This is a genomic window from Maribacter antarcticus DSM 21422 (assembly GCF_000621125.1).
GTDB lineage: Bacteria > Bacteroidota > Bacteroidia > Flavobacteriales > Flavobacteriaceae > Maribacter > Maribacter antarcticus.
The window spans coordinates 283,150-307,982 of record NZ_KK211214.1 but is presented as its reverse complement, the minus strand read 5'-3'; the positions used below and the strand labels follow the sequence as shown (position 1 = coordinate 307,982).

The following is a 24,833-nucleotide window of genomic DNA, read 5'->3' as shown; positions in this document are numbered from 1 at the left end:
CTTTAAATTTAAGACGTGGTCTGCTTTTAGATAGGTCTCTTGCAAGCAACTATAAGTAGTAAAAATTGCTACACCTTAGTTACCTTATGGGATATTTTACCAGATTTTTTATGCTTTAATATTAAGGTCACATCACCGTTTGGCAAGACTTCTTCTTTAATCAAATAATGTTCGTCATCGTAGGAGTGCCATTGCTTTTCGGATTCAATTGGTTCGTCACCACGCCAATCTTCCAATAGTACAGGTTCCCAAAGTTTAGTTTCTGCAGATTTGAAAGCTGCATCCAAAATAGCATTGACTACGTACCCATCATAAAAGGTTTCTAATGACTCGCGCTTTTCCTCTATGGCCGTAAACATATCCGTGAACATGTGCGGATAGCCCAATTCGTGCGCCTCATCACCTACCGGAAATAACCAACCTGTATTAGATTCGGCCTTTTCAGCCACATAGCCGTCTCCTCCTTTTCCTGTGGTGAACATCTCAAAACCAGTACGTAAAAAACTATTTACCCAAATGGTTCCTTCGGTGCCCATAACCTCATCGCGGAGGTCCATACCACCCCTAAAGGTCCAGCTAACCTCAAATTGACCTATTGCTCCGTTAGCGTATTTCACAAGGCCAATAGCATGGTCTTCCGCATCAATGGGATGCACTTGGGTATCTGCCCAGCACATAACCTCTAAAGGCTTTATATTTTTGCCGATAAAATTCCGACTGATTTCCACACAATGGCAACCGAGATCTATAATGGCACCCCCGCCAGATTTTTCCTTGTCCCAAAACCAGTCGCTATGAGGTCCAGGGTGTGCCTCACGAGACTTGGCCCATAGCACCCTCCCAATATCCCCACGTTTTACACTCTCCATAGATTTTAAAAATTTTGGCGTATAACAAAGATCTTCTAGGTAACCCCCAAAAATTCCAGCTTCCTCAACGGCATCGAGCATACGTTTGGCTTCCTCCGCATTTCGACCGAGTGGTTTGGTACAAATGACATGCTTTTTTGCTTTTACACAGGCCATAACTGCAGCTTCATGGAGGTGGTTGGGAAGCGCTATGAGTACTATATCGACTTCGCGGTGCGCGATAGCTTCGTCCATATTGGTACTGAAATATGGAAGTCCATAATCATCGGAAAAACGTTTTGCATTATCCTTGTTTCTTGAATAGACTATGACAACATGGTCCTTTCTGCGTTGGGCATGTAATGATTCAGCATAAAAACGGGCGATGAAACCCGAGCCTAGCATGGCGATTCTCATAATGTTTTCTTTATAAAATTTATATCCATTTAAAGGTTTTTATGATATCCTCTAAAAACAAACTAAATTAAAAGGTAATATAGTTATTTTAACTTGTACGTACAAGTTAAAATATAAATGCGGTTTAGATAACTAAAAAAACTTATTCGCTCGGCGTAGCTCAAAAAAAGAATTAAAAATAAAATTTCCAGTAATCCTTTAACAAAACTGACCGAAACTAAGCTAGTGTTGAACATTAAATTCTTACAGATAATTCATATTTTAAGCTGTTATACCTAAAGCGTACCAAAAGCCTTATGAATAGGATATTCTAATGCTATTACCATAGTAACACCTACCTATAATACCTGCCAAGCAAGAACTTCTAACTATACTTTTTATACTTTGCCTGTAATCAATTCCGTAACTCTTGTTTTTGGTTTACAACTCTTTTGCACTTTTCAAAATACTATATGGAAAACTTTAGCATAATTTAAGATTATCCACATAATCCATTTGGGTATTTATCTCCGTATATGATAGTAAACCCTACATGTTATTAAGGTTTTAAAATTATTTAAAGCCTACTTTTAACAATCCTCTTTTCTTGTCATTCCGACGACTCCAAAATAGAATTAATTGATGAGGAAGAAAAAACCATTGCTCTTATCGAGCTATTTCCAAGCTTATCTTTTAGTTAGCTTTTGGACCTTCAGACACCTGTCGATGATACCGAACCTCTTTTTGTAGTTGAAAAAAGAGGACGTATTGTGGTCTTCGAAAATGATACCACCGCAATGAACACCACCAATTTTTTGAATCTATCAAACATTTCTACCACCAGTGAACAGGGCCTGTTGGGATTAGCCTTCCATCCTAAATATAGTAGTAACGGATACTTTTATGTTTATTACACACCCACCGCAACGTTATCTATTATTTCAAGATTTACAGTATCTTCAGATGCCAATATAGCCGATGCTGGTAGCGAGGAGGTACTTTTAGAAATTCCACAGCCACTCACCAACCATAATGGTAATTAGATTTCCTTTGGCCCAGACGGCCTTTTATACCTTGCCGTGGGTGATGGAGGAACAGGAGGAGACCCAGAAAATAATGCGCAGAATAGAAATAACCTATTGGGAAATATACTCAGAATTGATGTGGACAATCGTGAAAACGGATTAAATTATGCCATTCCTTCCAGCAACCCATTTGTAAACGAGCCACAGGTAAGACCCGAAATCTATGCTTACGTCCTTCGCAATCCTTGGCGCCTGAGTTTTGATTCTCAAAATGGGTCGCTCTGGACCAGTGATGTTGGGCAAGGGGAACGTGAGGAGATAAATGTAATTATTTCGGGAGGTAATTATGGCTGGAAAATTCTTAAGGGCACGTCTTGCTTTTCTGGGGATTGGGAAACAACCGGACTTACTGCACCTGTATTTGAATATGGCCATGACAATGGTGACCGTTCCATAACCGGTGGTTTTGTTTATCGGGGCACTGCCATATCTTCCCTAAGTGGTAAATATATTTATGGCGATTTTGTGAGTGGCCGTATTTGGGCTTTGAACACCACGGACAATACGAATGAACTAGTATTGGAATCTAGATTGAGCATCACTTCCTTTGGAACGGACAACGATAACGAACTATATATCTGTGCGTTTGATGAGACAATCTATAAATTAGGACTAACGATTTCAGATTAATGCTGAATTCCTTTTTAAGAAGTGTAGATCTTCTATAGCAATCAAATTCCCTTAGGTTTCTCAAGACCAACTCGGATACCCATCACATCATAGGATATCCCAAATGCTTATCTTAGCTGACATTACATTAAACCATAACCTTGAAGCAGCATACCAACCCAGATGCATTTAAAAACATTAAACAAAAGGTATTATCCTATACCCTTGTGGACAGTGACCTGCTAGATTATGCCCTAAGTTTTTATGACCTTATCCACCTAAAAAAAGGTGAAAAACTAATTTCTGAAGGTAGTCACGTCAACCATTTTTATTATCTGGATAGTGGCTGCATCTCCTACTATAAAATCGAAGAGGGAGAATTAAAAGTATTAGAGTTCTACACTCAAGATGTCTTTTTTACCGATTTGATGGCCTATGTAAAAGGCACACCATCCAACTATTTTTTAGAAGCGGTTGAGGACAGTACCATTCTGGCAGTGCGAAAGGACTTGGCCGAAGCCTCCTTTGATCGTTCTCACCAATTGGAACGCTTTGGCAGGTTATCGATGCAAGAGGCCTTTATCAAAATGTTAAATCGGGTGGATCGCCTCAACCATCGCAGCAACGAAGAACGCTATGAAAGAATTCTGCAGAAACGACCGGACCTCTTCCAACGTGTGCCACAATACCTCATCGCTTCTTATTTGGGGATTACGCCCGTAGGTCTTTCCAAGCTTAGAAAACGTTTGGGGATAGGTTGAATAAAGTGTACAGTTCAAAACAAATTCAAAAGTGGCTTTACGCTATAGCCAATAACACCAACTACGCTCTAAAATACAGACTTTCAAAACCTGAAACAACAGAAACTTAAAACCTCAACTACACCCTTTTCACCTTTCTAATTTCGCACGTTCCATTTCGTCATTCGAAACTCGTAATCATAAATTCTAGACCCCTACTTCCTTTTTCTATCGTTGGTTACTCCAAAAAATAAATAAGCCAGCTTCATCCAGACTTGAAAACAATAATGCCCTTTCCTTAATAATAACCGCTATAAACACCACTACAAAAAAGATACTCGAAGCACGCTTTACGGGGTTCTTCCTCTGAAGGGAAAACTTTTGGCGTCTTGATTTTAAGAGTATGCCAAGGGCCACAGAAACTATGACTACTAGGAACACTTGCAAAATAGTCTGTGAAACATTAAGTCGAATTAAAGTGCCTGCTCCCAGAACCTTTTGTAATCCTAAAGTAATAATGAAGGGTATTGTAAGCAATGTAATAAAACTACAGACAGCCGTCATGGAGACTGAAAGTGCCGTATCGCCATTGGCCAAATGGGTAATCAGGTTGGATGTAAGTCCACCTGGGCACGCAAACAAAATGATGATTCCTATAGCTATGTCAAGCTGTAATGAAAAGATGTCAATTAAGGAAAAACCCACAATAGGAAGCAATATCAATTGACAGATAAGCCCTATAATGATAGCTTTAGGACGCTGAAAAACAGCTGCAAAATCCCCAATACTTAACGATAGCCCCATTCCGAACATGCTTATAATCAACGAAAGGGCCCAAATGGCATTGGAGACTGAATCCATAAGCTAAAGCCTTCTTTTAGTTATTTAGATTTTAAATATAAGTGAATAAATCTTCTCTGATAGTGTATTCTAAAGCGCTAATGCATCAGGAACTTAACGCCTAGTGCGATATAAAACAAAATGACATATCCACTTTTTTGTTTATTAAACTAGTTTAATGGAATTAGCTATAAATTGGATTACCTTGAAGTCCAATCATAAAATGGACACCATCATGGCAAACGAGTATATCGATTTAGAATCCCTTAAATTTCTATTATACCAGGTTCATGGGCTGCAAGATGTCCTAAACTTGCCCAACTACTCCGATTACGATATCGGTTCCATTGATCTACTATTGAATTCGGTTAAAGAATTTTCAGACAAAGAAATGTATCCCTATTTTAAAGAGATGGACGAAAATCCAGCCCATTTTAAGGATGGGGAAATTATAGTGCACCCGCAAGTGCCTAAATACATGAAAGCTGGTGGGGAAATGGGGTTTATCGCTGGAGCTTTTCCGTATAAAGATGGCGGTATGCAATTACCCGCGATGGTCATTAACGCTTCAGGCTATATTCAAGAGGCGGCGAATAATCATCTACCGGGCTATATTGGACTTACCATTGGAGCGGCGGAACTGATTACCCATTTTGGCAATGAAGCATTGAATACTACCTATGTTCCTAAAATGCTAGATGGCAGTTGGGGAGGTACTATGTGTTTAACAGAACCACAAGCTGGGAGTTCATTATCTGATATTACAACGTCAGCGGAAGCTGATGGAGATACCTATAAAATACATGGCCAAAAAATATTTATTTCTGGCGGCGATTACCAAGGGGTAGAAAATATAGTACACCTTATTTTAGCCAGAATCAAGGGAGCACCAGCTGGCACCAAAGGTATTTCACTTTTTGTAGTACCTAAACACAGACCGACTACAGATAATAGTCTAGCGCACAACGATGTACAAACGGTAGCCGATTTTGAGAAAATGGGCCAAAAAGGCTACTGTACTACACATTTATTCTTCGGCGACAAGCAAGATTGCCAAGGATGGCTGGTAGGCGAAGTGAACCAAGGTCTAAAATATATGTTCTTAATGATGAACGGGGCACGTATTGCCGTTGGTAGGGGTGCGGCCGCTATTGCAACAGCAGCCTACCATGCCTCGTTAAACTATGCTCACGAAAGATCGCAAGGCCGTAAATTATCCAATACGGGGAAAAAAAATATACAACAGGCACAGACGCTAATCATTAACCATCCGGATGTGCGCAGGATGCTTTTATTACAAAAGGCCGTTTCGGAAGGGTCTTTGAGTTTGGTCTTCCTTACAGCCAAATATCACGATTATTCTAATTCACATACAGATATAGAAGAACGAAAAAGGTATAAATTACTATTAGAGATACTGACACCTGTTGTAAAAACCTATCCGTCAGAAATGGGTCGCGTTGCGGTGGACAATGGCGTTCAAGTCTTAGGAGGTTATGGCTTCTGCTCCGATTACATTTTACAACAATACCTGCGTGATATCCGTATTTTTTCTATTTATGAAGGCACTACCGGCATTCAGTCCCAAGATTTATTGGGTCGAAAAGTAACGATGGAAAATGGTAAGGCACTACAACTACTATCAGAAGAAATCACCAAATCCATCAAGGCGAGTATGACGCACGAATTGCTTGCACCCTATGCTCACAAATTAGCCGAAAAACTAGAATTGACCCAGAAAGTACTACAATCGCTTATGGGCTATGCCATAAAAGGTGATTACGAACGCTTCTTGGCCGATGCTACTCCTTTTATGGAATTTTTCTCTAATATTCTTATCGGATGGCTTTGGTTAGATATGGCCCGAGAAGCTCAACAGGCTTTGGTTATGGGAGCTACCGAAAACAGTAGTGACTTTTATGAAAGTAAAATTCATACCATGGAATTCTACTTTACATACGAATTACCGAAAACAACCGGACTAGCAGAAATCTTAATGAACGGAAAAGCATTAACTATAGGTTCTGATAAAAAGGTTTTTGCCTAAGACATCCTAGAAGTTAGTCTGAGCAATAACCAAATGTGAAGTAACTAGTAAGATTGATCAAACAAAGGATAACCATGTATGGCGTGCAGCGCAACGTGAAATAACAAAACAATGAGCATAAAACAGAAATTTGACCTTAGTGGTAAAGTGGCTATCATTACTGGCTCTAGCAAGGGTATTGGAAAATCCATTGCCCAAGGTTTGGCAGAGAACGGGGCAAAAGTGGTCATCAGCAGCAGGAAACAGAATGCCGTGGATTCGGTTGCCAATGAATTTAAAGAAATGGGATTGGAAGCCATAGGCATCGCTTGCCATATTGGCGACAAAGCCCAATGTGAAAACTTAATTTCACAGACCATTGCTACCTATGGTCGTATCGATATTTTGGTCAACAATGCCGCTATCAATCCGTATTACGGCCCTTTGGAAAATTCCGATGACGCCGTTTTTGATAAGATTATGAATATCAATGTAAAAGCACCCTGGTTGCTTTCTAATTTAGTACAACCATACATGAAGGCGCAAGGAGGCAGTATTATCAATATTTCGTCGGTTGAAGGTATTCATCCAGGGTTTAGGTTGGGACTATACAGCATAACCAAAGCAGCGTTGATTATGATGACGAAAAATCAGGCAAAGGAATGGGGTCGTTATGATATCCGTTCCAATGCAGTATGTCCGGGACTCATTAAGACCAAGTTTAGCGAAAGCTTATGGTCTAACGAAAAGTTAGTTGCTGGTTATGAACAAATGGTACCTTTAAAACGTATGGCAGAACCAGATGAAATGGCAGGCTTGGTAATGCTCTTAGCCTCGGATGCTGGTTCCTATATGACCGGTGGTGTATATGCTGCCGATGGCGGATATTTAATTTCAGGATAAAACGAACTCATGAATTTTGACCATAGCGAAACATCAATAATACTTCAAGATAAATTGAAGGCCTTTATCTCCGAACATCTTCTTCCGGTGGAGCGTGAGGTGGATACCTTTAATCTTGACCCAAAAAATGCCTGGACCAAATGGCCGGGCTTGGAGGCTTTAAAAGACCAGGCCAAGGCAGAAGGTTTGTGGAATCTCTTTCTGCCTGATAGCTATGGGAATTTTAGTGCCGGACTCACGAATTTGGAATATGCGCCCTTGGCAGAGATCATGGGCCGTATCTTATGGGCCTCGGAGGTTTTTAATTGTAGTCCGCCCGACACCGGAAATATGGAAGTTTTAGCCAAATATGGAACTCCTGCGCAGCAAGAAAAATGGCTTGCCCCTCTATTGGAAGGTCATATACGCTCTGCCTTTTTAATGACCGAGCCCGATGTAGCTTCCTCAGATGCCACCAACATTGAAACCGCTATAGTTTCCGATGGAGACGATTATGTCATCAATGGGAAAAAATGGTGGTCGTCTGGAGCAATGGACCCACATTGTAAAATTGTCATCGTTATGGGCAAGACCGATTTTGATGCCCCAAGGCATGCACAACAAAGTATGGTCTTGGTTCCCATGGATACACCAGGGCTTAAAATCATCAGGCATTTACCGGTTTTTGGCTATAGCGATTCGCCTGAAGGCCATGCGGAAATTTTATTAGAGAACGTCCGAGTCCCAAAATCGAATATATTGGTTGGTGAAGGAAAAGGATTTGAAATTGCCCAAGGGCGTTTGGGACCCGGTCGTATTCATCATTGTATGCGGCTTATCGGCATGGCACAACGATCCTTGGAACTCATGTCGGAACGGACAGTGCAACGCAAGCCTTTTGGTCGCACCTTGGATACCTATAGTAGTATCCGACAGGATATTGCAAAATCGGCTTGTGCCATAGAACAAGCACGTTTATTGACACTTTCTGCTGCCGATAAAATGGATAAATCGGGCAACAAGGAAGCAAAAAACCTCATAGCCATGATCAAAATCGTGGCCCCGACCATGGCTCTAAAAGTGATTGACCGCGCCATACAAATCATGGGAGGTAAGGGGGTTAGCGATGACACTCCTTTGGCACATTTCTATGCCTCGGCACGTATACTGCGATTGGCCGATGGCCCGGATGAAGTCCATATGAGTCAATTGGGAAAAAACACCATTAAAAAATACAATTCGCTCTAATTATGGAAGTGACCCCAACCACAAAACCGGTCCGCAAAGGCGAGGGACTTCCTAAAAAACAGATAAAACAGTTTTTATTGGAGTACGGACTCATTAATTCCGCCGAGAGCGACCTAAAAGTGTATCAGTTTTCGAACGGTTATTCCAATTTGACCTATTTGTTACAAATTGAAGGCAAGGAGTTGGTACTTCGTAGACCTCCGTTTTCAGCGCCAAAACGCGGTCATGATATGGGTAGGGAGTATAAAGTGCTACAACATTTGAATCCAGTTTTTGACAAGACACCAAAAGTCTATGTGTATACCGAAAACAAAACTATTTTAGGGGCTCCTTTTTATATTATGAGTAAAATTGATGGCGAAATAATAACGACGAAAACCGCCAGGCAAAAAGCCATAACACCACATGCCTTTAAAACCATTGCGAATACTTGGCTGGATACTTTTGTTGCGTTTCATCAAATAGATTATAAAGCTGCTGGCCTTGCCGATTTAGGAAGACCGGAGGGCTATGTAGAACGACAGGTCACCAATTGGGGCAAGCAATACCTTGTAGCGGCAACTGATAATGTTACCGTGGCAAAAAAAGTAATGGAATGGATGCAGGAGAATCAACCAAAAAACTACAATCATAGCCTTATACACAACGATTTTAAATATAATAATGTAGTATTTAAGGATGATAGTTGGACCGAAATTTCAGCGCTATTGGATTGGGAAATGTGCACGCTCGGAGATCCTTTGATGGACTTGGGTACATCCTTGGGCTATTGGATTACTGCCGATGACCCCGATATTATGAAACAAGGACTCCCCTCGCCCACCGTGATGGAAGGTAATCCTTCCCGAACGGACATTGTACAGCAATATGCCCTTAAGAGCGGTAGAAGCATAGACAACTTGGTTTTTTATTATGTGTACGGACTATTTAAAATTGCGGTCATCGCACAGCAAATCTATTACCGTTACAAACATGGCTATACAAGCGACCCAAAGTTTGCGCAGCTCAATAAAGCGTCGGAATTATGTTGTACCAACGCTTGGCAGGCCATTCAAAAAAATCAAATCGATGATTTGTATTGAAATAGTCTAATGCATTGAAAAATAGCTGAAATGGAAAGATTAACTATTTGATTGGATTGTAAAAATTGAAGGATTAAGGAGAAATATAACAAAGTGATTCCCGCCTTTTCTGAAACAAGTTTAGCACAAGCGCGGAAATGAAAATAAAAGACGTATTAATGAATCTAAAAAATAAAGTAGTCATTATCACAGGTGCCGGAAGTGGTATCGGAGCTGCCACGGCAAAACTATTTGGAACACATGGCGCCATAGTCGTTGTTTCGGATATCCACCTAGAGAACGCCTTAAACACAGCTAGCCAAATAGTAGCGGCTGGCGGCAAAGCAGAAGCTATACAAACCGATGTTACTCAATTTGATGCGGTTGGAGCATTAATTTCTAAAACAGTGGCAACCTATGGCCAATTAGATGTGATGGTAAATAATGCTGGAATCGGCGGAAAGCAACAACTAAAAACCGCAGAACATACCCATGACGATTGGCATAATGTGATTGCCGTGAACCAGACTGGTGTTTTTTATTGTATGAAAGTAGCCCTGCAACAGATGACGGCGCAAGGACATGGAAACATAGTAAATGTGGCATCTTTAGCGGGATTGAAAGCATCTGGCAACAACCTTTCGTATAGCGCCAGTAAATATGCCGTTGTGGGGATGACCAAATCCGCCGCCTTGGAATACGGCCGAAAAAAAATCCGCATTAATGCGGTTTGTCCGGGTTTTACCAATTCCGCTTTATTGAATCAATTATTGGCATCTAGCCCCACCATAGAAGAAAAAATCAAACACATGATTCCCATGGGCCGCTTTGGAGAAGCCGATGAAATTGCAGAAGCTATTTGTTGGCTCGCCTCCGATAGCTCTAAATTCGTAACTGGACAAACCATCACCTTAGATGGAGGTACATCTTTATAATTAACTATGCAAAACGTAATACTTACACAAAAAGAAGGCTATACCGTAGTTCAAATGAACCGAGGAAAAGTGAACGCCATCAACCGTGATATGGTACGTGAACTCCGCCAAGTGTTTGCTTCCTTAGAAAAAGACCCTGGGGTAAAAGGTGTGATACTATCGGGGCAACCACACTATTTTTCTGCTGGACTGGATTTAATTGAACTGTTTCAATACAACAAAGGAGAAATCACTTCTTTTTTTACCGATTTTGGCGCCTTATATCTGGAGCTGGTGCAGTTCAAAAAACCTTTTATCTCTGCCATTACCGGCCATTCGCCAGCGGGTGGTTGCGTATTAGCTGTTACGAGCGATAATCGCTATATGGCTGAAGGCGACAAATATGTTATTGGGCTCAATGAAGTAGCCGTCAACATACAAATCAGTCAAAACCTAACCGAGATTTATGCCTTTTGGATGGGTAATGGACGGGCCAGTCGCTATATCATGGAAGGTAAATTATTATCAGGAAAAGAAGCCTTGGCTGCCGGCTTGGTAGATGAATTAGTTCCCTTGGAAAGTGTAGTAGATCGTGCCGAACAGCAAATGAAAAAATATTTGCAAGCCGACCAAGAAATTCTAGTGAACACCAAATACAAGGTTCGAAAACACCTACTGGACAAACTAGATTTAAAAGCGGAAAATGCACTAAAGGAAGCCTCGGAGCTTTGGTGGAAACCTGATATCAGAGCTAAAATGGAAGCCTATGTGGATAGTTTTTCCAGTAAAAAAAAGTGATAGGCATAGTAATAGACACACGTCTTGATTCGATTATAAAGAGCACAAAATAATACAGTACAAAAACGGACTCCCGCCTTCGCAGGAATGACATAAAAATATCATTTAATGAACAAACAACTATTATTTGTAAAAAGACCCATAGGAGACGCAGATGCTACCACTTGGGAATTGGCAAGTAACCCAATTCCAGAAATTGAGGAAGGGCAACTCTTGATAAAACAACATTATGTATCCTTAGACCCTGCCATGCGCGGATGGATGAATAATTCTAAATCCTACATTGCCCCAATGGAAATAGGTTCGGTGATGCGAGCTGGCTCGGTCGGTGAGGTCATCGCATCAAAAAATCCAGATTTTCAAGTGGGTCAGTACGTTGCAGGCATCGGTGGCGTTCAGCAATATGCGGTAACCGACGGACAAGGCTATTACCCTGTAGACCCTAAAATGGCTCCTTTACCTACGTATATTGGAACTTTAGGAATGACTGGAATGACTGCTTATTTTGGCATTACAGAAGTTGGAAAAATAAAAGAAGGGGATGTGGTGTTGGTTTCCGGCGCTGCAGGCGCCGTAGGTAGTATTGTAGGGCAAGTAGCAAAAATCAAAGGCTGTACCGTAGTGGGAATTGCCGGTGGAGCCGATAAATGCAAATACGTGGTAGAAGAACTCGGTTTTGATACCTGTATCGACTACAAGAACGAAAATGTGGCAACCAAGTTGAAAGAATATTGTCCAAAAGGAATCGATGTGTATTTTGATAATGTAGGCGGCGATATCTTGGACATCGCTTTGACTAGATTACGTCGCCACGCGCGCATAGTGATCTGTGGTGCCATTTCCCAATACAATAACAAAACTGCGATAAAAGGACCTAGCAACTATTTATCACTGCTCGTAAACCGCGCTAGCATGCAGGGTATGGTGGTATTTGATTATGCAGATCGTTATAAAGAAGGTGCCCTGCAGCTTGGTACATGGATGGCCGAAGGCAAGTTAAAAAGCCGCGAAGCTATTTATGAAGGTATTGAAAACTTTCCTGAGACTTATAATCGCTTGTTTACCGGAGACAAGAAAGGAAAGTTAGTATTGAAGGTGATAGAATAATCGCTAAACGCCCGAATTATCAAAGCAAACAGCGAAAAGTAAAAAAAATGAAAGCAATACGATGCAATAATTACGGCCCTCCTTCCTCCTTAACCTTGGAAGAAGTAGTAAATTTAAAACCAGACAAAAAAGAGGTGTTAGTCCGTGTGAAAGCTTGCGGTGTTAATTTTCCGGATACACTCATCATTCAAGGCTTGTACCAATTCAAGCCGGAGTTACCTTTTACTCCAGGCAGTGATGTAGCGGGCGTTGTAAAGGCAATAGGGGAAGACGTAAAGCATCTAAAAGTAGGCGATGAAGTGTTTGGTTTTGTGGCCCATGGCGCCATGGCCGAGGAAGTTTTAATACCTGCCAATGCGTGTTTTCTCAAACCAAAGCAAATGGACTTCCCTGTAGCCGCATCTTTTATGATGGCCTACGGCACTTCATTTTATGCGCTAAAAGACCGCGCTAAAATACAAAAAGAGGAAACCTTGCTCGTCTTAGGAGCTTCGGGTGGTGTTGGCCTTGCTGCTGTGGAACTGGGTAAACTTATGGGTGCGCATGTTATTGCTGCAGCCTCTTCAGATCAAAAATTGGAGCTCTGCAAACACTACGGTGCCGATGAAACAATCAACTACAGTAAAGAAGATTTAAAATCGACCATAAAAGCTGTGACAAAAAACAAAGGAGTGGATGTTATCTATGACCCCGTAGGTGGCTCTTATTCAGAAGCAGCCTTTAGGGGCATGGCTTGGAACGGTAGGTATTTGGTCGTAGGGTTCGCCTCGGGAGAAATTCCCAAACTACCCCTAAACCTACCTTTGTTAAAAGGGGCTTCCGTAGTAGGCGTCTTTTGGGGCGGCTTCGCCATGGGACAACCCAAAGAAAATATGCAAAACACCATAACCTTAATGCAATGGTATGCTGAAGGTAAATTAAAACCTCATATCGATAAAATATATTCCCTTGCCGATGCCCCAAAAGCATTGAAAGCCATGATGCAGCGAAAAGTAAAGGGAAAATTAGTAATTCGTGTGGCCGATTAAAAGTGAGCTTAAAATTAAGAAAAAAGAAGCAAGAGACTAGAAACAAAAAATAAATATGAGACTAAAAGATAAGGTCGCCATTGTTACGGGTGGTGCAAGAGGTATCGGACAAGCCATTGCGGAATTGTTTGCAAAGGAAGGAGCAACAGTTATTATTATTGATTTGTTGCCCCAAGGGCAACACGTTGCAGAAGATATTATTGCCAGTGGTAGTGTAGCAGAATATCATGCTGTTTCGGTTACAGATAAAATAGGAATTGACACCCTGTTCGAAAACATCAACACCACCCATGGTAAAATTGACATCCTCATCAATAATGCAGGCATTACCAGAGACCGTACTTTAGAAAAAATGAGTATGGACGAGTGGGATGCCGTTATTGACGTGAACTTGAAAGGGGTGTTTATTTGCTCCCAAGCTGTTGCTCCCTATATGAAGGCTAATAACTACGGACGCATAGTTAGTGCAGCATCCAATGTAGGGCTACGTGGAAATTTTGGGCAGACCAACTATGCCGCCACCAAAGCGGGAGTTATTGCCATGGCTAAGACATGGACCATGGAACTAGGTAAGTTTGGCATTACAGCCAACGCCGTGGCACCAGGTTTTACACTGACCGACATGGTCGCTGACATTCCGGAGGCCCATTTAGACGCAATTAAAGCAAGTATTCCACTTAAAACCGCTGCACAACCTATCGATATTGCCTACGGCTATCTATACCTTGCCTCAGACGAGGCTCGATTCGTATCAGGAATTTGTCTTACCATTGATGGCGGAACGGCTAGATAATTAAACCGTGCGTAAACTACTTAATGATTTAAACATACAGGAAAGGTGTTATTTGGCCATTATAAATGAAAGTAAGCAGTTGCTATAAGCAGTAACTGAGCTTGTTAATTTTAGTACTGCCAACTGCAACTGGGAACCGCTTACTTTTGAAAGACAGCTTCACTAATCTCATAAGCTAACATCACAGAACTGGTTTTGACTTAATTTAAGAACAACAAAAACTATGGCACAACTACATATTGTAAATTTTACCGAGTTCAAAAGTTTGGTAGGCAAAGAAATTCCTGCGGGAGCATGGTTGACAATAAGCCAAGAAATGATTAACGATTTTGCGAAGGCTACCCAAGATTTTCAATGGGTGCACGTGGATCTTGAGAAAATCAAAAAACATTCGCCATTCAAAAAAGCAATTGCCCACGGCTTTATGTCAGTTTCACTTTTATCCAAACTATTGACAGACCTCATAACGGTAGATTCAGCAACAATGGGCGTCAATTACGGATTGAATAAAGTACGGTTTCCAAGCCCTGTTTTGGTCGACAGCCAAATTCGACTACACACCGTCATTTCTGCAATGGATGCGTATGGCGATAACGGATTAAAAATTACTTGGAACTGCACAGTAGAAATCCAAGGTACAGAAAAACCCGCCTGTGTAGCGGAATTTTTAAGTCTGATGTTTGAGTAACCCATACCAACCTACAACTACATGTCTTTCTATCAAAAAATAGCTAAAATAGGCACCCGATTCGTTGCCAAAGAACTACTCTTCAAATAGGATTTCAACTGGTCTCCCATGTACCGTAGGAGTTCTGGAAAAATCATTGGTATTTCGAAAGACATGTTACGTATCAGTATCAAAGCCAGCTACACGTACAAAAACAAAAATTTTGTAGGTTCCATTTTTTGGGGAAGTATGTTTGCGGCGGTAGACCCTATACCTATCGTACAGCTCATGCAGCTCTTAGGCGATGATTATATCGTTTGGGACAAGTTGGCCAGAAATCTATTTCAAACGCCCTGCACGTAAAGCCTTGTATGCCGATTTCTGTTTTGACCCTCGTGAGCTAGACAACATAAGGAAGATGGTAAGGGAGCAAAAGGAAATCGATATTGTAAAGAAAACGAAACTTACCGACAAGCAGAAAAACCGTATACTGTGAAGTACGCAAAACTATCTACATAGCAGAAAAAACATGCTTTAAGCAAAAAAGAAAACTTGGGAAGGCAACGGTATAAAACAGCGGGATTATTTGTATATTAAACTGTTTTTCATCGATTTACAATTAAATTAACCAATCCCATACTGCACCATGAAAAGACTCTTTGACCTTTTGTACCACCAAGTTGCCAATTTCCCTATTGATAATGCTTTAAACGCACGGGATGCCGACGGCCAATGGATATCTTATAGTTCACAAAAGGTACTAGAATCTGCAGAGTTGGCAGCTTCAGGATTATTGAATTTAGGGTTTGAACCTGGAGACAAAATTGCGATTACGTCCTATAAAAATCGCCCAGAATGGGTCATTATGGATTTTGCGATACAAATGGTAGGAATGATTAGTATTCCCATGTATCCGACTATCAGCCCAAGCTAATACGAATATATTTTGAATGAAGCCGAAGTAAAAGCTGCTTTTTGTGGTGGACTAGATTTGTTCGACAAACTAACACAAGCACAAAAAAATAGCCCTAAGCTGACGCGTATTTACGCATTTGACAAAGATTCAAAAGGGCCTTTTTGGGAAACTGTATTCGATACCTCAAAACAAAATGAGGTAGAAGAAATAAAGTCAGGTATAAAATCGGAAGACTTGGCCACCATCATATATACCTCCGGTACCACCGGAAACCCGAAAGGGGTGATGTTGACACATAAAAACATCCTGCATGTTATTCTGGAAACTTCCAAATTTCTTCCGTTGGAGCAAAGTGAAAAAATCATCAGCTTTTTGCCGTTATGTCATGTCTATGAGCGTGCGGTTTCCTTTGCTTATTGTTATAAGGGTGCTGCAGTTCATTTTTGTGGCACCGACAACCTAAGCGGACCAGATGGAGATTTAGCAAGCGTGGCGCCTGTAGTCTTCACTACCGTTCCCAGATTATTGGAAAAAGTCTATGAGGCCATTTACAATAAAGGGCTTGCCCTTGAAGGAATAAAGAAAAAGCTCTTTTTTTGGGCTTTGAACCTCACCGATGATTTTGAGCTAGACCAAAAACGTTCCAGTACCAAAAAACTACAATGGAAGATTGCGGATAAACTTATCTTCAGCAAATGGCGCGATGCTTTAGGAGGTAACATTCGCATGATTGTTACGGGGGCTGCTCCTTGTCCATCAAACATACTTCGTGTTTTCTGTGCAGCCGGGATCCCTGTACGCGAGGCCTATGGACTTACAGAAACCTCGCCCACCCTAACTATCAATAGTTTGGAACCCGGCGGCACCTTTATTGGGACAGTAGGATATGCCATTCCTGGAGTTTCCCTCAAAATAGACCTGTCAGATGGTAACTACGCCACCGACGAAGGAGAGATTTTAGCACATGGACCCAATGTAATGGAAGGCTACTACAAAAAACCAAAAATCAACGCCCAAGTCTTTAAAGAAATCGATGGTGAAAAATGGTTCTGTACGGGCGATATAGGTAAATTAATTAAAAATGCCACAGGCAACGAATTCCTAAAAATAACAGATCGTAAAAAGGAGCTATTGAAAACCTCCGGAGGTAAGTATGTTGCCCCTGCCCCAATTGAAAATAAAATGAAAGAAGACTTCTTAATCGAACAAATGATGGTGGTGGGCGACAAGCAAAAATTTGTGACCGCCCTTATTCTTCCCTCTGAAGCGTCACTAAAAAATTGGTGTCAGCACAAAAAATTAGGTTGGAGTACTTTGGATGACATGATACAGCATAAAGACGTCATCTCCAAATATCAAAAAGTGATTGATGCCTACAATCCTCAATTCAGTCATATTGAACAGGTAAAAAAGTTTAAACTCATCAGTTCACCATGGCTGCCCATACATGAAGATGGTGCTGAAGCCGAACTTACTCCTACCCTTAAATTAAAAAGAAGGGTCATCCGCGAGAAGTTTAAAAATGACATTACAGCACTTTATTCATAGCATGGTTTTATACTATTTATGAGTTTGAAGTAATCCCATCTGTGACTAAAGAATATAATTTGGTTTGGTGGTAATACATCCTGATTAATTCATTGTGTTTTCAGAAACGCTGAAGGTTTTTGTAAGTGTTATTGGTTTACCATAAGAGGTAAATCCGTTCAGCATAATCTCATATTCACCTTCCACATCTGACGTAAAAAACTCAAATTCATAGCTATTTTTATCGATTACCACATGGGGTTTCCAAAAAAGAAGGCTGCGATAATCTGGAATTCTAGAAAATTCGTTGGCTTCCACATCATAACTTTGATTATAATAATTTTTTATCGGTTCTGATTTTTTAAAATTGATAACAGAACTGTTTTCATAGGCATGTGTTTCTAGATAATCACCGTTAAAGGTTTCTACCGAAACAATTCCCTGATACTCGCTACCACCAAGAACAAACTTATCCCGTATCAAGCTAATTTTCTCTATGTTACGTGCATCAAAGGTTCTTATTTTTTCGTGGTTGGGTATAAAAACGCCATCTATTAAAATAATCGAGGGGAAATTGTTAAACTCTTCGTCATAGGTTTCGAAGTCCTGTGCCACCTTCACATAGTCGTCTCCCTTACCCCCATTCCTGTACCCAGCATTAGTGACAATTTCTACCATGGTTTCTTCAAAAGTAGGAAAGCGGGTATACTCGTCCAAAATAAGGGTTTCCGGTATTCCGCCATCAAAAGGATCGATGGAATCCCCTTGTAAAATAGAATCCGGTTTTACCTGAAAAAAATGATTTTCAATTTGATTATGAACACTTCGGGCTGCAATAGTTTCTTTATCTTCTGCGGATAAAGTATAATCTAAGAAGGTCAACTCCGACAAATCCAAATCACCAATAGTTCCCTTTTTAATATCATACTTGGCCGATTCATCTTCCACTTGAACCACTGCCGTTGAAACCTTATAATCCTTTCTCAAGTAGGAATAAAAATTACCGTCGTCATCGGTCCTTGAGAATTTCAATAAAAATTCCTTTCCAGGGATGGATATAACCACAGGTTTATCCACCGCAGGACTGCCGTTGGCATCTGTTACTTTCCCATAGAAAAGCTCGCCACGCTGTTCTGGTAAAAATAGACTATCGCCTACCTGCTGTTTCAACTGTCCCTCGGTATTAAAATAGGCATCGGCATAGTTCGTAGCATCCATGAAAGAATCCTTTCCCAGATACTCTTTGTTCATAACCTTTACCGTGTACGCTCCATTTCCTAAATAACCTTTATAATTTTTTAAGGATAGTTTTACTTTCTCTCGTTTGCTATAGCTTGTTTTATCGATAGAAAATGCAACGGTAGAAGAATCAATGGCTTTGTTCTTTGGACTTAATGCTTCTTTGCTTTTATTACTTTCCTTAGTATTGCCGGACAATAATTTAGATTGATCGGCCAGATAGGGGTTTATGATGACGATATCGTCCTTAAATACTTGTGTTAGCCCATTATTTTTCATCCATTGCGTATACCCCAAAAGCTTATATGTGCCCGATGGCACATTGGCCGAAATAAAGAAATCGCCTTGTCCTAGACCTTGTTGCATCTTTAATTTATGCTCAAAAACATATTCCTTTTCATCGTTGACCAAGGCAACGTATGCCAGTCTGCTGATATTCGTAAGTTTATTGCTCTGCGCATTAAAACAGTATAGGGCATAATAAAAGTATTCTCCGGCAAAAACTACGGGCCCGGTATGGTCTATATACATCTTTTCTTGGGGAAGTTTTTTTAAACTTTCCAACTCGGACGGAGTTTTTACGACATACTGAGACGAACCTTCGAGGGAATACATCAGAAAAACCAAACTCAAAACAATTATTCTATTCATAACTCTCCAATTATTCTATCCAAAAATCAGGTATTTCATTACTTCCTAAAACCGTACAATCTCCGCAGGCCCTACGCGCGGTTAAATAAGGGCCAGCAGGCAAGCCTACTTCACCTTCATTATCACGTACGTATATAAAAAAGCCACTATCTATTGCATCCATTAAAGGTGAGTCTCCAGCGGGATTAATGGTTGGTGGTGCACCCAAAAAAACACAACCTATCGCATACGGGGGTAAATTCTCATCAGGAAAAAAATCTTCGTAGTTAAAGAAAATCCTTCCTTGGCTTGCGTTAGCTACTTCAAAATAGCCAAGTACTTTTTCAACAGGATTACTCGTGTTCGATATATTGCCTTCAATAAACCCCGGTTGAATTTCGGTAAAAAGACTTTCGTTACCTGATTGCTCCTCCAAGATACGGTAAAAAGAATAGGCATCCGGAGTCTGAACCAGTTGCCTTACCAATATACTGTACCGGTGGCTGATGATAAAATCATCTCTTGGGATAAACCGTACTAGATTTCTACTTACCTTGTTTCCAGACCTATTTAGGTCTAGTGCTTGTATGATGCGATTACTCGGTTGCGTGCCATAACATATGCGCTCTTCTTGCTCTCTAGGAACCAAGGCAAAGTCATAAGGCGGATTTCGATTGGTCACTATCATATCAAAAGGAGACCATAGGGGCGCAATAATCTTAAAGGTTTCTTCATACTGGTAACGCAAAAAAGGCGCCTCGCTAGGCATGATTTCAGCATCTGCATAAATAGCTATTCCTTCAATGCCTAAATCATCGGTTATCCGTTCTGCGTAAACCGCCGTCAACGTAGCGTTTTCAGGAAGAGAAACCAATTCAGATGCATACGAATTACCTTCGGCAGTCTGTATATTCAACTGGTACGCTACATTTGGTAGTGCTTGAAAAGATTCATCGGACGCATAACGCCCCGGCTCTATTTCAGAAAATAAAAAAGTAATTCCATTACTATCAATAACAGAAACATTCGCATTTTGAGCCACGGGTTGTATGGAGTCGTTGGCAAAACTCCTACCTTTTCCCAAAAGCACTTCCTGCTGTTTTAATTCATTGGTAAGGGTAGCTTCTACAACCAACAGTATTTCAATAGTCTCTCCACTTTGTATTTCACTGGAAATATCAAAGGGTTCTACGCAGCTTGATACTGCTAACATTGTCAAAATTCCTATGTAACTAATTTTTCTCATTCTTCTGTCCAAAATTTAGGTACTATAATACTTCCAAATACACGGCAATCAACACATCCCAAAGGTTTGACAAAAAATGGTGCAGCCCCACCCAAACCTTCTCTAAGTATATACTCTTCATAATCCTCGTTATCCGCATGATAGGCATACAACCCAGTTAAAATTCCGTCGATTAAAGGGGAACCGGCAGTCCCATCGATTATAAATTCGCCACCCTCTGGCACGGGTGTTATATGGAACCCTTCTGGATACAATGGTGGTGCTCCTGTAGCGCAATTCGTCAGGTAAGGAGGCAAAGGTTCGTTTGGGAAAAAGTCCTCATATTCAAAAAATATTCTCTTCTCACTGTAAGAGCTCAATTCAAAATACCCAAAAACAATGGCCATATCGGAATTTTGAACAGCTATATTACCTTCTAACCGTCCTGTTTGAACATTACTAAAAATTCCTTCTATACTTGAGAAATCTTCTAGTAAACCAAAGAATGAGGCTGCATTAATATCATGATGGTATTGTTTGACCAAAATGCTATACCGATGAGAAATAGCATAATTCTCACTTCCTAAAAATCGCACCTCAAAATCATCTAAATTATTGGCATCGAGAACAGCCGTTGATGCAAGAATGATATCGTTAGACTTGTTGTTGCCGTAGCAAACATTTACTAGTTCATCGCGAGAAGCAATGGTAACTTCCCAACCATCACCGTCATTAATATCGTAGTCAATTTCATCCCAATCAAAAGGGTTCACATATGGAGCAACAATTTTATAGGTCTCCTCATATTCATAGCGAAAGTAATTTGGCCTATTGGACGTATCCTCATTATCAACTAAAATAGCAATACCCTCCTTTTCAAAGCCATTAACTCTTCTTTCCGCACGAAGGTCCTTTACTTCGACCTTGCCAGGTAAACTAGCTTCATTTGAGGTATATCTAACACCATCTATAGTTAGAACTTCTAAGGTATACATCTTATCCTGCTCTAGTGTTATGGCACCATTGGTACTATAGGCACCTGGCGTAATTTCCAAAAAATCAATACGATTACCCAATTCATCTGAAATACCGACCTGTGCCCCTTTTTCAGGCAATGGCTCAAACGCTTCCAAAGAAAAAGTACGTGATAAAAAAATAGTATGCTCCCTGTTCTGGTCAGAAATTCTGGCATCGACGACTAGTGCACCCGCTAAAGCATCAGTTATATTTTCAGCCTCAAATTCTTCTATACAAGCCGATAAGCCGAAGCATATACTGCCTGCAAAAATCCATATTACTATATTTGGTCTTGTTTTTATCTGCAAAAGTTAAAATTTAAAATTATACGTTATAGAAGGTATAGGAACTGCAAATATGGAACTTTGCAGAGCCTTGACTTCCCCGTTATCGGTTACAAAAAATACGGAGTAGGGGTTGTTTCTTCCCAGTACATTATACACCGAAATGGTCACAAAGCTATGGGCCAGTTTGTTCTTTTTATGGTTGCCCTCAATATTGAAGCCTAGGTCTAACCGATAGAAATCAGGAATTCGAAATTCATTACGGTTACTAAAGGCAACAAAATCGGCATTATTGAATCTAAAGGTTCCTATGGGATAGGTTACCGGGCGCCCGGTCTGGTATACAAAATTGGCCGATAGGCTGTACCGCTTGCTAAACTTATAGTTGGTGATTAAGCTTACATCATGTGGCTTATCAAAGTTGGAAGCAAAGAAATCCCCGTTGTTGACACGTTCCTCGCTAAACTCACTATCGAACCGATATAGACTTCTGGAATAGGTATAGCTCAACCAACCATTAAAGTCGCCCCTGTTCTTTTTCAGTAGCAGCTCAACTCCGTAGGCCTTACCATCACCTTGAAGCACTTCCGTCTCCACATTTTCGTTCAGGAACAGGTCGGCACCTGTCTTAAAGTCAAGTACATTATCCATTCGTTTATAGTACCCCTCCAGACTCAGTTCATACTCATTATTCTTAAAGTTCTTATAGATTCCTAAAGAGGCTTGATACCCTTGCTGGGGCGCTATATTGAGGTCGGACAACTTCCAAGTGTCTATAGGCGAGACTGTGGTATTATTGGACAGCGTATGCAAGAACTGATATGAATTATTGAAACTTGCTTTAATGGACAAGTCCGGTTTTAACAAATAACGTACAGAAATTCGAGCTTCCGGCCCGCCATAGGTTTTTACCACATCGCCACTACCATAACTTATGGTGTCCAATACGGTGGACTCATTTTTGGGTAACCCATCTTGATAGGTACGCTGGGTACCAGACCCCAAGGCGGCGAAAAAGGCATACCGTAGTCCAACATTAACCAGAAGCTTTTCGCTGAGCGTAATTTCGTCTCCTACAAACAGTGCACCTTCCAAGGCCTGTTCCTGATCTATAAAATTAGCTGTGACATTGGAATCGCCTCCTGTAGGCTGTATGCTGCCCGGATTTACCGCGTAGAATTTTGTAGAAATACCGTAGTCCAATTTATGTTTTTCATTAAGCAGGGTGCGCAGCTTATACTTGAGTTCCGTTTCCTCTATGGTATAGTCGAGATCAAAATCGGTATTGGCCTCACTATCAAAATCGATTCCGAAACCATAGCGACTATTACCGACGATAAGGGCGGAATTAGTTTTCTCGTTATACCTGTGGTCCCAGCGTGCCGAAAACAATCGGTTATCATAGTTATACAAGGAGTCAGAGGTGATACTAAAAGCATCCCGACTGTAATAAGCGGTGGCTTTAACCTCATTGTTGTCATCCATACGGTTATGGTACTTCAGGATACCGTCAAAGAAAGAGGCCTGGCTATTGTTCAGGGATTCGTCATCAAGGGAGCGCAAAATCCAATCGGCATAGGCTCCCCTAGCGCCAACGACCAAGGAGGACTTATCTTTTTGTAACGGTATTTCTAAGGCTAAATTTGCGGTAACAGGACCTATAGATGCTTCACCCGAAACCTCCTCAACGTTTCCGTTTTTTGTGCGGATGTCAAAAACAGAGGATAGACGGCCTCCAAATTCTAAGGGTACGGCTCCTTTGTATATATCAACGCCTTTGGTCGTAAATGGATTCAAGGCCTGAAAAATACCGAAAAAGTGTTGTGGATTGTAAATCACAGCATCGTCTAAGAGCACGAGATTCTGGTCCGTTTTCCCACCCCGAACATTTAGGCCTGTAGCCCCTTCACCTGCCGACGATATGCCTGGAAGTGCTTTCGCTACTTGTAAAACATCTCGCTCTCCTAGTACCAAGGGAATGTTTTTAGATTCCTCGGAATCGATTTGCTCACTCCCTGTTATCGCATCTTCCACGTTTTTAGCGGCATCGGCCTCGACCACTACCTCATCTAATTGCTGCAGGCCTTCTTCCAGCACCAAGTTAAGGCTGCCATCACTGTACATGATTACTTCACGTTCGGTAGAAGCGATTCCCATGGCTCTAATGCTTAACACATTATAACCTGCGGGCAACTCCAACTCAAAATCTCCTTGGGTATTGGTCACGCTCAACATATTCGTACCCTTGATCCTAATGGCAAGATCTTCTATAACCGTTCCCGTTCTAGCATTAAAAGCTTTGCCATTTAGCATATACGCTGATTTCAGTTTTGTAACATCAGCCTTACCTACCCTGGAAACAGCATACTCTTTTTGTGTTTGGCGCACATCCTCATTAAAAAAGGTAGGAGGCGGTACGTTTCTAATACCCCTAGTCGTTTCAGTATTTACATTGGTGCTGTCCCTGCCAAAAAAATACAGTGGTAATTCATCATATACAATCGTATTTTCCAACAGTATGATGCGTTTCTCATTTTCAAGTATGTGATAGTTTAAGGGAGTACCTTCCAAAACCTTGTCTAGAACGGAAAAAATAGCTTCATTGTTAACCGTGAGCGTAACCGAATCCTGAGCGACCCAATCCTTTAAAAAAAAGAAGTTATAGCCACTTTTTTTCTCCAAATCCAAAATCACCTCTTCAAGCGATACCTGGTTGTATACGCCTGACACAACAACAGGTTCTTGACCAGCTAGCGGTAATACTCCTACAAAAAAGAAGACAAAAAGTAATATTCTTACCCTATGCATATTTATGGAAAATGAGGACAAACGTATGTGAGAAGCTATTATATTCTGAAACTTAAAAAGAATTGTCATGTGGTTGTGTTCTGATTGATTTACTAAAAATACAAAAGTAAGCCTAGTAATACCGTTAAAGAAGATGGCTTTTTTT

Annotated in this window: 19 protein-coding genes and 2 pseudogenes; 15 read left to right on the top strand and 6 right to left on the bottom strand. The window is 40.9% G+C overall.

What is annotated here, in order from left to right:
- Window positions 1-68: 68 nt before the first annotated feature.
- Entirely contained in the window at window positions 69-1,265 is a 1,197-nt protein-coding gene (locus Q360_RS0117765) for a Gfo/Idh/MocA family protein (protein WP_051554797.1), read from the bottom strand.
- Window positions 1,266-1,948: 683 nt separating this feature from the next.
- Between Q360_RS0117765 and Q360_RS25935 the strand changes: the two are divergent.
- Window positions 1,949-2,959 (top strand): annotated as a pseudogene (locus Q360_RS25935) (PQQ-dependent sugar dehydrogenase).
- A gap of 140 nt (window positions 2,960-3,099) precedes the next feature.
- Complete coding sequence (locus Q360_RS0117755; protein ID WP_027078274.1) at window positions 3,100-3,699, top strand: Crp/Fnr family transcriptional regulator; 600 nt, start codon at window positions 3,100-3,102, stop codon at window positions 3,697-3,699.
- Window positions 3,700-3,906: 207 nt separating this feature from the next.
- On the opposite strand, the gene Q360_RS23845 is transcribed toward Q360_RS0117755, so the two are convergent.
- Complete coding sequence (locus Q360_RS23845; RefSeq protein ID WP_051554796.1) at window positions 3,907-4,539, bottom strand: bile acid:sodium symporter family protein; 633 nt, start codon at window positions 4,537-4,539, stop codon at window positions 3,907-3,909.
- A gap of 157 nt (window positions 4,540-4,696) precedes the next feature.
- Here Q360_RS23845 and Q360_RS0117745 point away from each other — a divergent pair, with 157 nt between their 5' ends.
- From Q360_RS0117745 to Q360_RS27600, 13 genes and pseudogenes are all read left to right on the top strand, one after another.
- Window positions 4,697-6,565: an acyl-CoA dehydrogenase gene (locus Q360_RS0117745; protein ID WP_245603288.1), complete on the top strand. Its 1,869-nt coding sequence runs from the start codon at window positions 4,697-4,699 to the stop codon at window positions 6,563-6,565.
- 111 nt (window positions 6,566-6,676) lie between these two features.
- Window positions 6,677-7,447, top strand: coding sequence for a glucose 1-dehydrogenase (locus tag Q360_RS0117740; RefSeq protein WP_027078272.1), 771 nt, complete (start codon window positions 6,677-6,679; stop codon window positions 7,445-7,447).
- Window positions 7,448-7,456: 9 nt separating this feature from the next.
- On the top strand, window positions 7,457-8,674 hold the full coding sequence (locus Q360_RS0117735) for an acyl-CoA dehydrogenase family protein (RefSeq protein WP_027078271.1): 1,218 nt from the start codon (window positions 7,457-7,459) through the stop codon (window positions 8,672-8,674).
- Window positions 8,675-8,676: 2 nt separating this feature from the next.
- On the top strand, window positions 8,677-9,756 hold the full coding sequence (locus Q360_RS0117730) for a phosphotransferase family protein (protein WP_027078270.1): 1,080 nt from the start codon (window positions 8,677-8,679) through the stop codon (window positions 9,754-9,756).
- 137 nt (window positions 9,757-9,893) lie between these two features.
- Window positions 9,894-10,670 carry an SDR family NAD(P)-dependent oxidoreductase gene (locus Q360_RS0117725; RefSeq protein ID WP_245603287.1) on the top strand — a complete coding sequence of 259 codons (777 nt, stop codon included), beginning with the start codon at window positions 9,894-9,896 and terminating at the stop codon, window positions 10,668-10,670.
- A 6-nt stretch (window positions 10,671-10,676) separates the two neighbouring features.
- Window positions 10,677-11,447 carry an enoyl-CoA hydratase/isomerase family protein gene (locus tag Q360_RS0117720; protein ID WP_027078268.1) on the top strand — a complete coding sequence of 257 codons (771 nt, stop codon included), beginning with the start codon at window positions 10,677-10,679 and terminating at the stop codon, window positions 11,445-11,447.
- A gap of 108 nt (window positions 11,448-11,555) precedes the next feature.
- Window positions 11,556-12,554: an NADP-dependent oxidoreductase gene (locus Q360_RS0117715; RefSeq protein WP_027078267.1), complete on the top strand. Its 999-nt coding sequence runs from the start codon at window positions 11,556-11,558 to the stop codon at window positions 12,552-12,554.
- Window positions 12,555-12,601: 47 nt separating this feature from the next.
- The gene (locus Q360_RS0117710) at window positions 12,602-13,582 is read left to right on the top strand and encodes an NADPH:quinone oxidoreductase family protein (protein ID WP_027078266.1); all 981 of its coding nucleotides are present in this window, start codon (window positions 12,602-12,604) and stop codon (window positions 13,580-13,582) included.
- Window positions 13,583-13,637: 55 nt separating this feature from the next.
- A complete protein-coding gene (locus Q360_RS0117705; RefSeq protein WP_027078265.1) occupies window positions 13,638-14,375 on the top strand; it encodes an SDR family NAD(P)-dependent oxidoreductase in 738 nt (245 codons plus the stop codon).
- A 223-nt stretch (window positions 14,376-14,598) separates the two neighbouring features.
- Window positions 14,599-15,063: a MaoC family dehydratase gene (locus Q360_RS0117700; protein WP_027078264.1), complete on the top strand. Its 465-nt coding sequence runs from the start codon at window positions 14,599-14,601 to the stop codon at window positions 15,061-15,063.
- Between the two features lie 108 nt (window positions 15,064-15,171).
- Window positions 15,172-15,405 (top strand): hypothetical protein, encoded by a 234-nt coding sequence (locus tag Q360_RS26795; RefSeq protein WP_245603286.1) that lies wholly within the window; start codon window positions 15,172-15,174, stop codon window positions 15,403-15,405.
- A 283-nt stretch (window positions 15,406-15,688) separates the two neighbouring features.
- Window positions 15,689-16,939: pseudogene (locus Q360_RS23835) on the top strand (AMP-dependent synthetase/ligase); the annotation flags it as partial.
- Window positions 16,937-17,506, top strand: coding sequence for a hypothetical protein (locus tag Q360_RS27600; protein ID WP_449405302.1), 570 nt, complete (start codon window positions 16,937-16,939; stop codon window positions 17,504-17,506). The pseudogene Q360_RS23835 and the gene Q360_RS27600, both read left to right, overlap by 3 nt.
- 84 nt (window positions 17,507-17,590) lie before the next feature.
- On the opposite strand, the gene Q360_RS0117680 is transcribed toward Q360_RS27600, so the two are convergent.
- The 4 genes from Q360_RS0117680 to Q360_RS0117665 are packed head-to-tail and all read right to left on the bottom strand — an operon-like array spanning window position 17,591 to window position 24,757.
- Window positions 17,591-19,375 carry a hypothetical protein gene (locus tag Q360_RS0117680; RefSeq protein ID WP_027078262.1) on the bottom strand — a complete coding sequence of 595 codons (1,785 nt, stop codon included), beginning with the start codon at window positions 19,373-19,375 and terminating at the stop codon, window positions 17,591-17,593.
- 10 nt (window positions 19,376-19,385) lie between these two features.
- Window positions 19,386-20,600, bottom strand: coding sequence for a DUF4249 domain-containing protein (locus tag Q360_RS0117675; protein ID WP_027078261.1), 1,215 nt, complete (start codon window positions 20,598-20,600; stop codon window positions 19,386-19,388).
- Window positions 20,597-21,904 (bottom strand): DUF4249 domain-containing protein, encoded by a 1,308-nt coding sequence (locus Q360_RS0117670; protein ID WP_027078260.1) that lies wholly within the window; start codon window positions 21,902-21,904, stop codon window positions 20,597-20,599. Before Q360_RS0117670 ends, Q360_RS0117675 begins: the two co-directional genes overlap by 4 nt.
- Before the next feature lie 3 nt (window positions 21,905-21,907).
- Window positions 21,908-24,757: a TonB-dependent receptor gene (locus Q360_RS0117665; protein WP_245603285.1), complete on the bottom strand. Its 2,850-nt coding sequence runs from the start codon at window positions 24,755-24,757 to the stop codon at window positions 21,908-21,910.
- Window positions 24,758-24,833 lie beyond the last annotated feature (76 nt).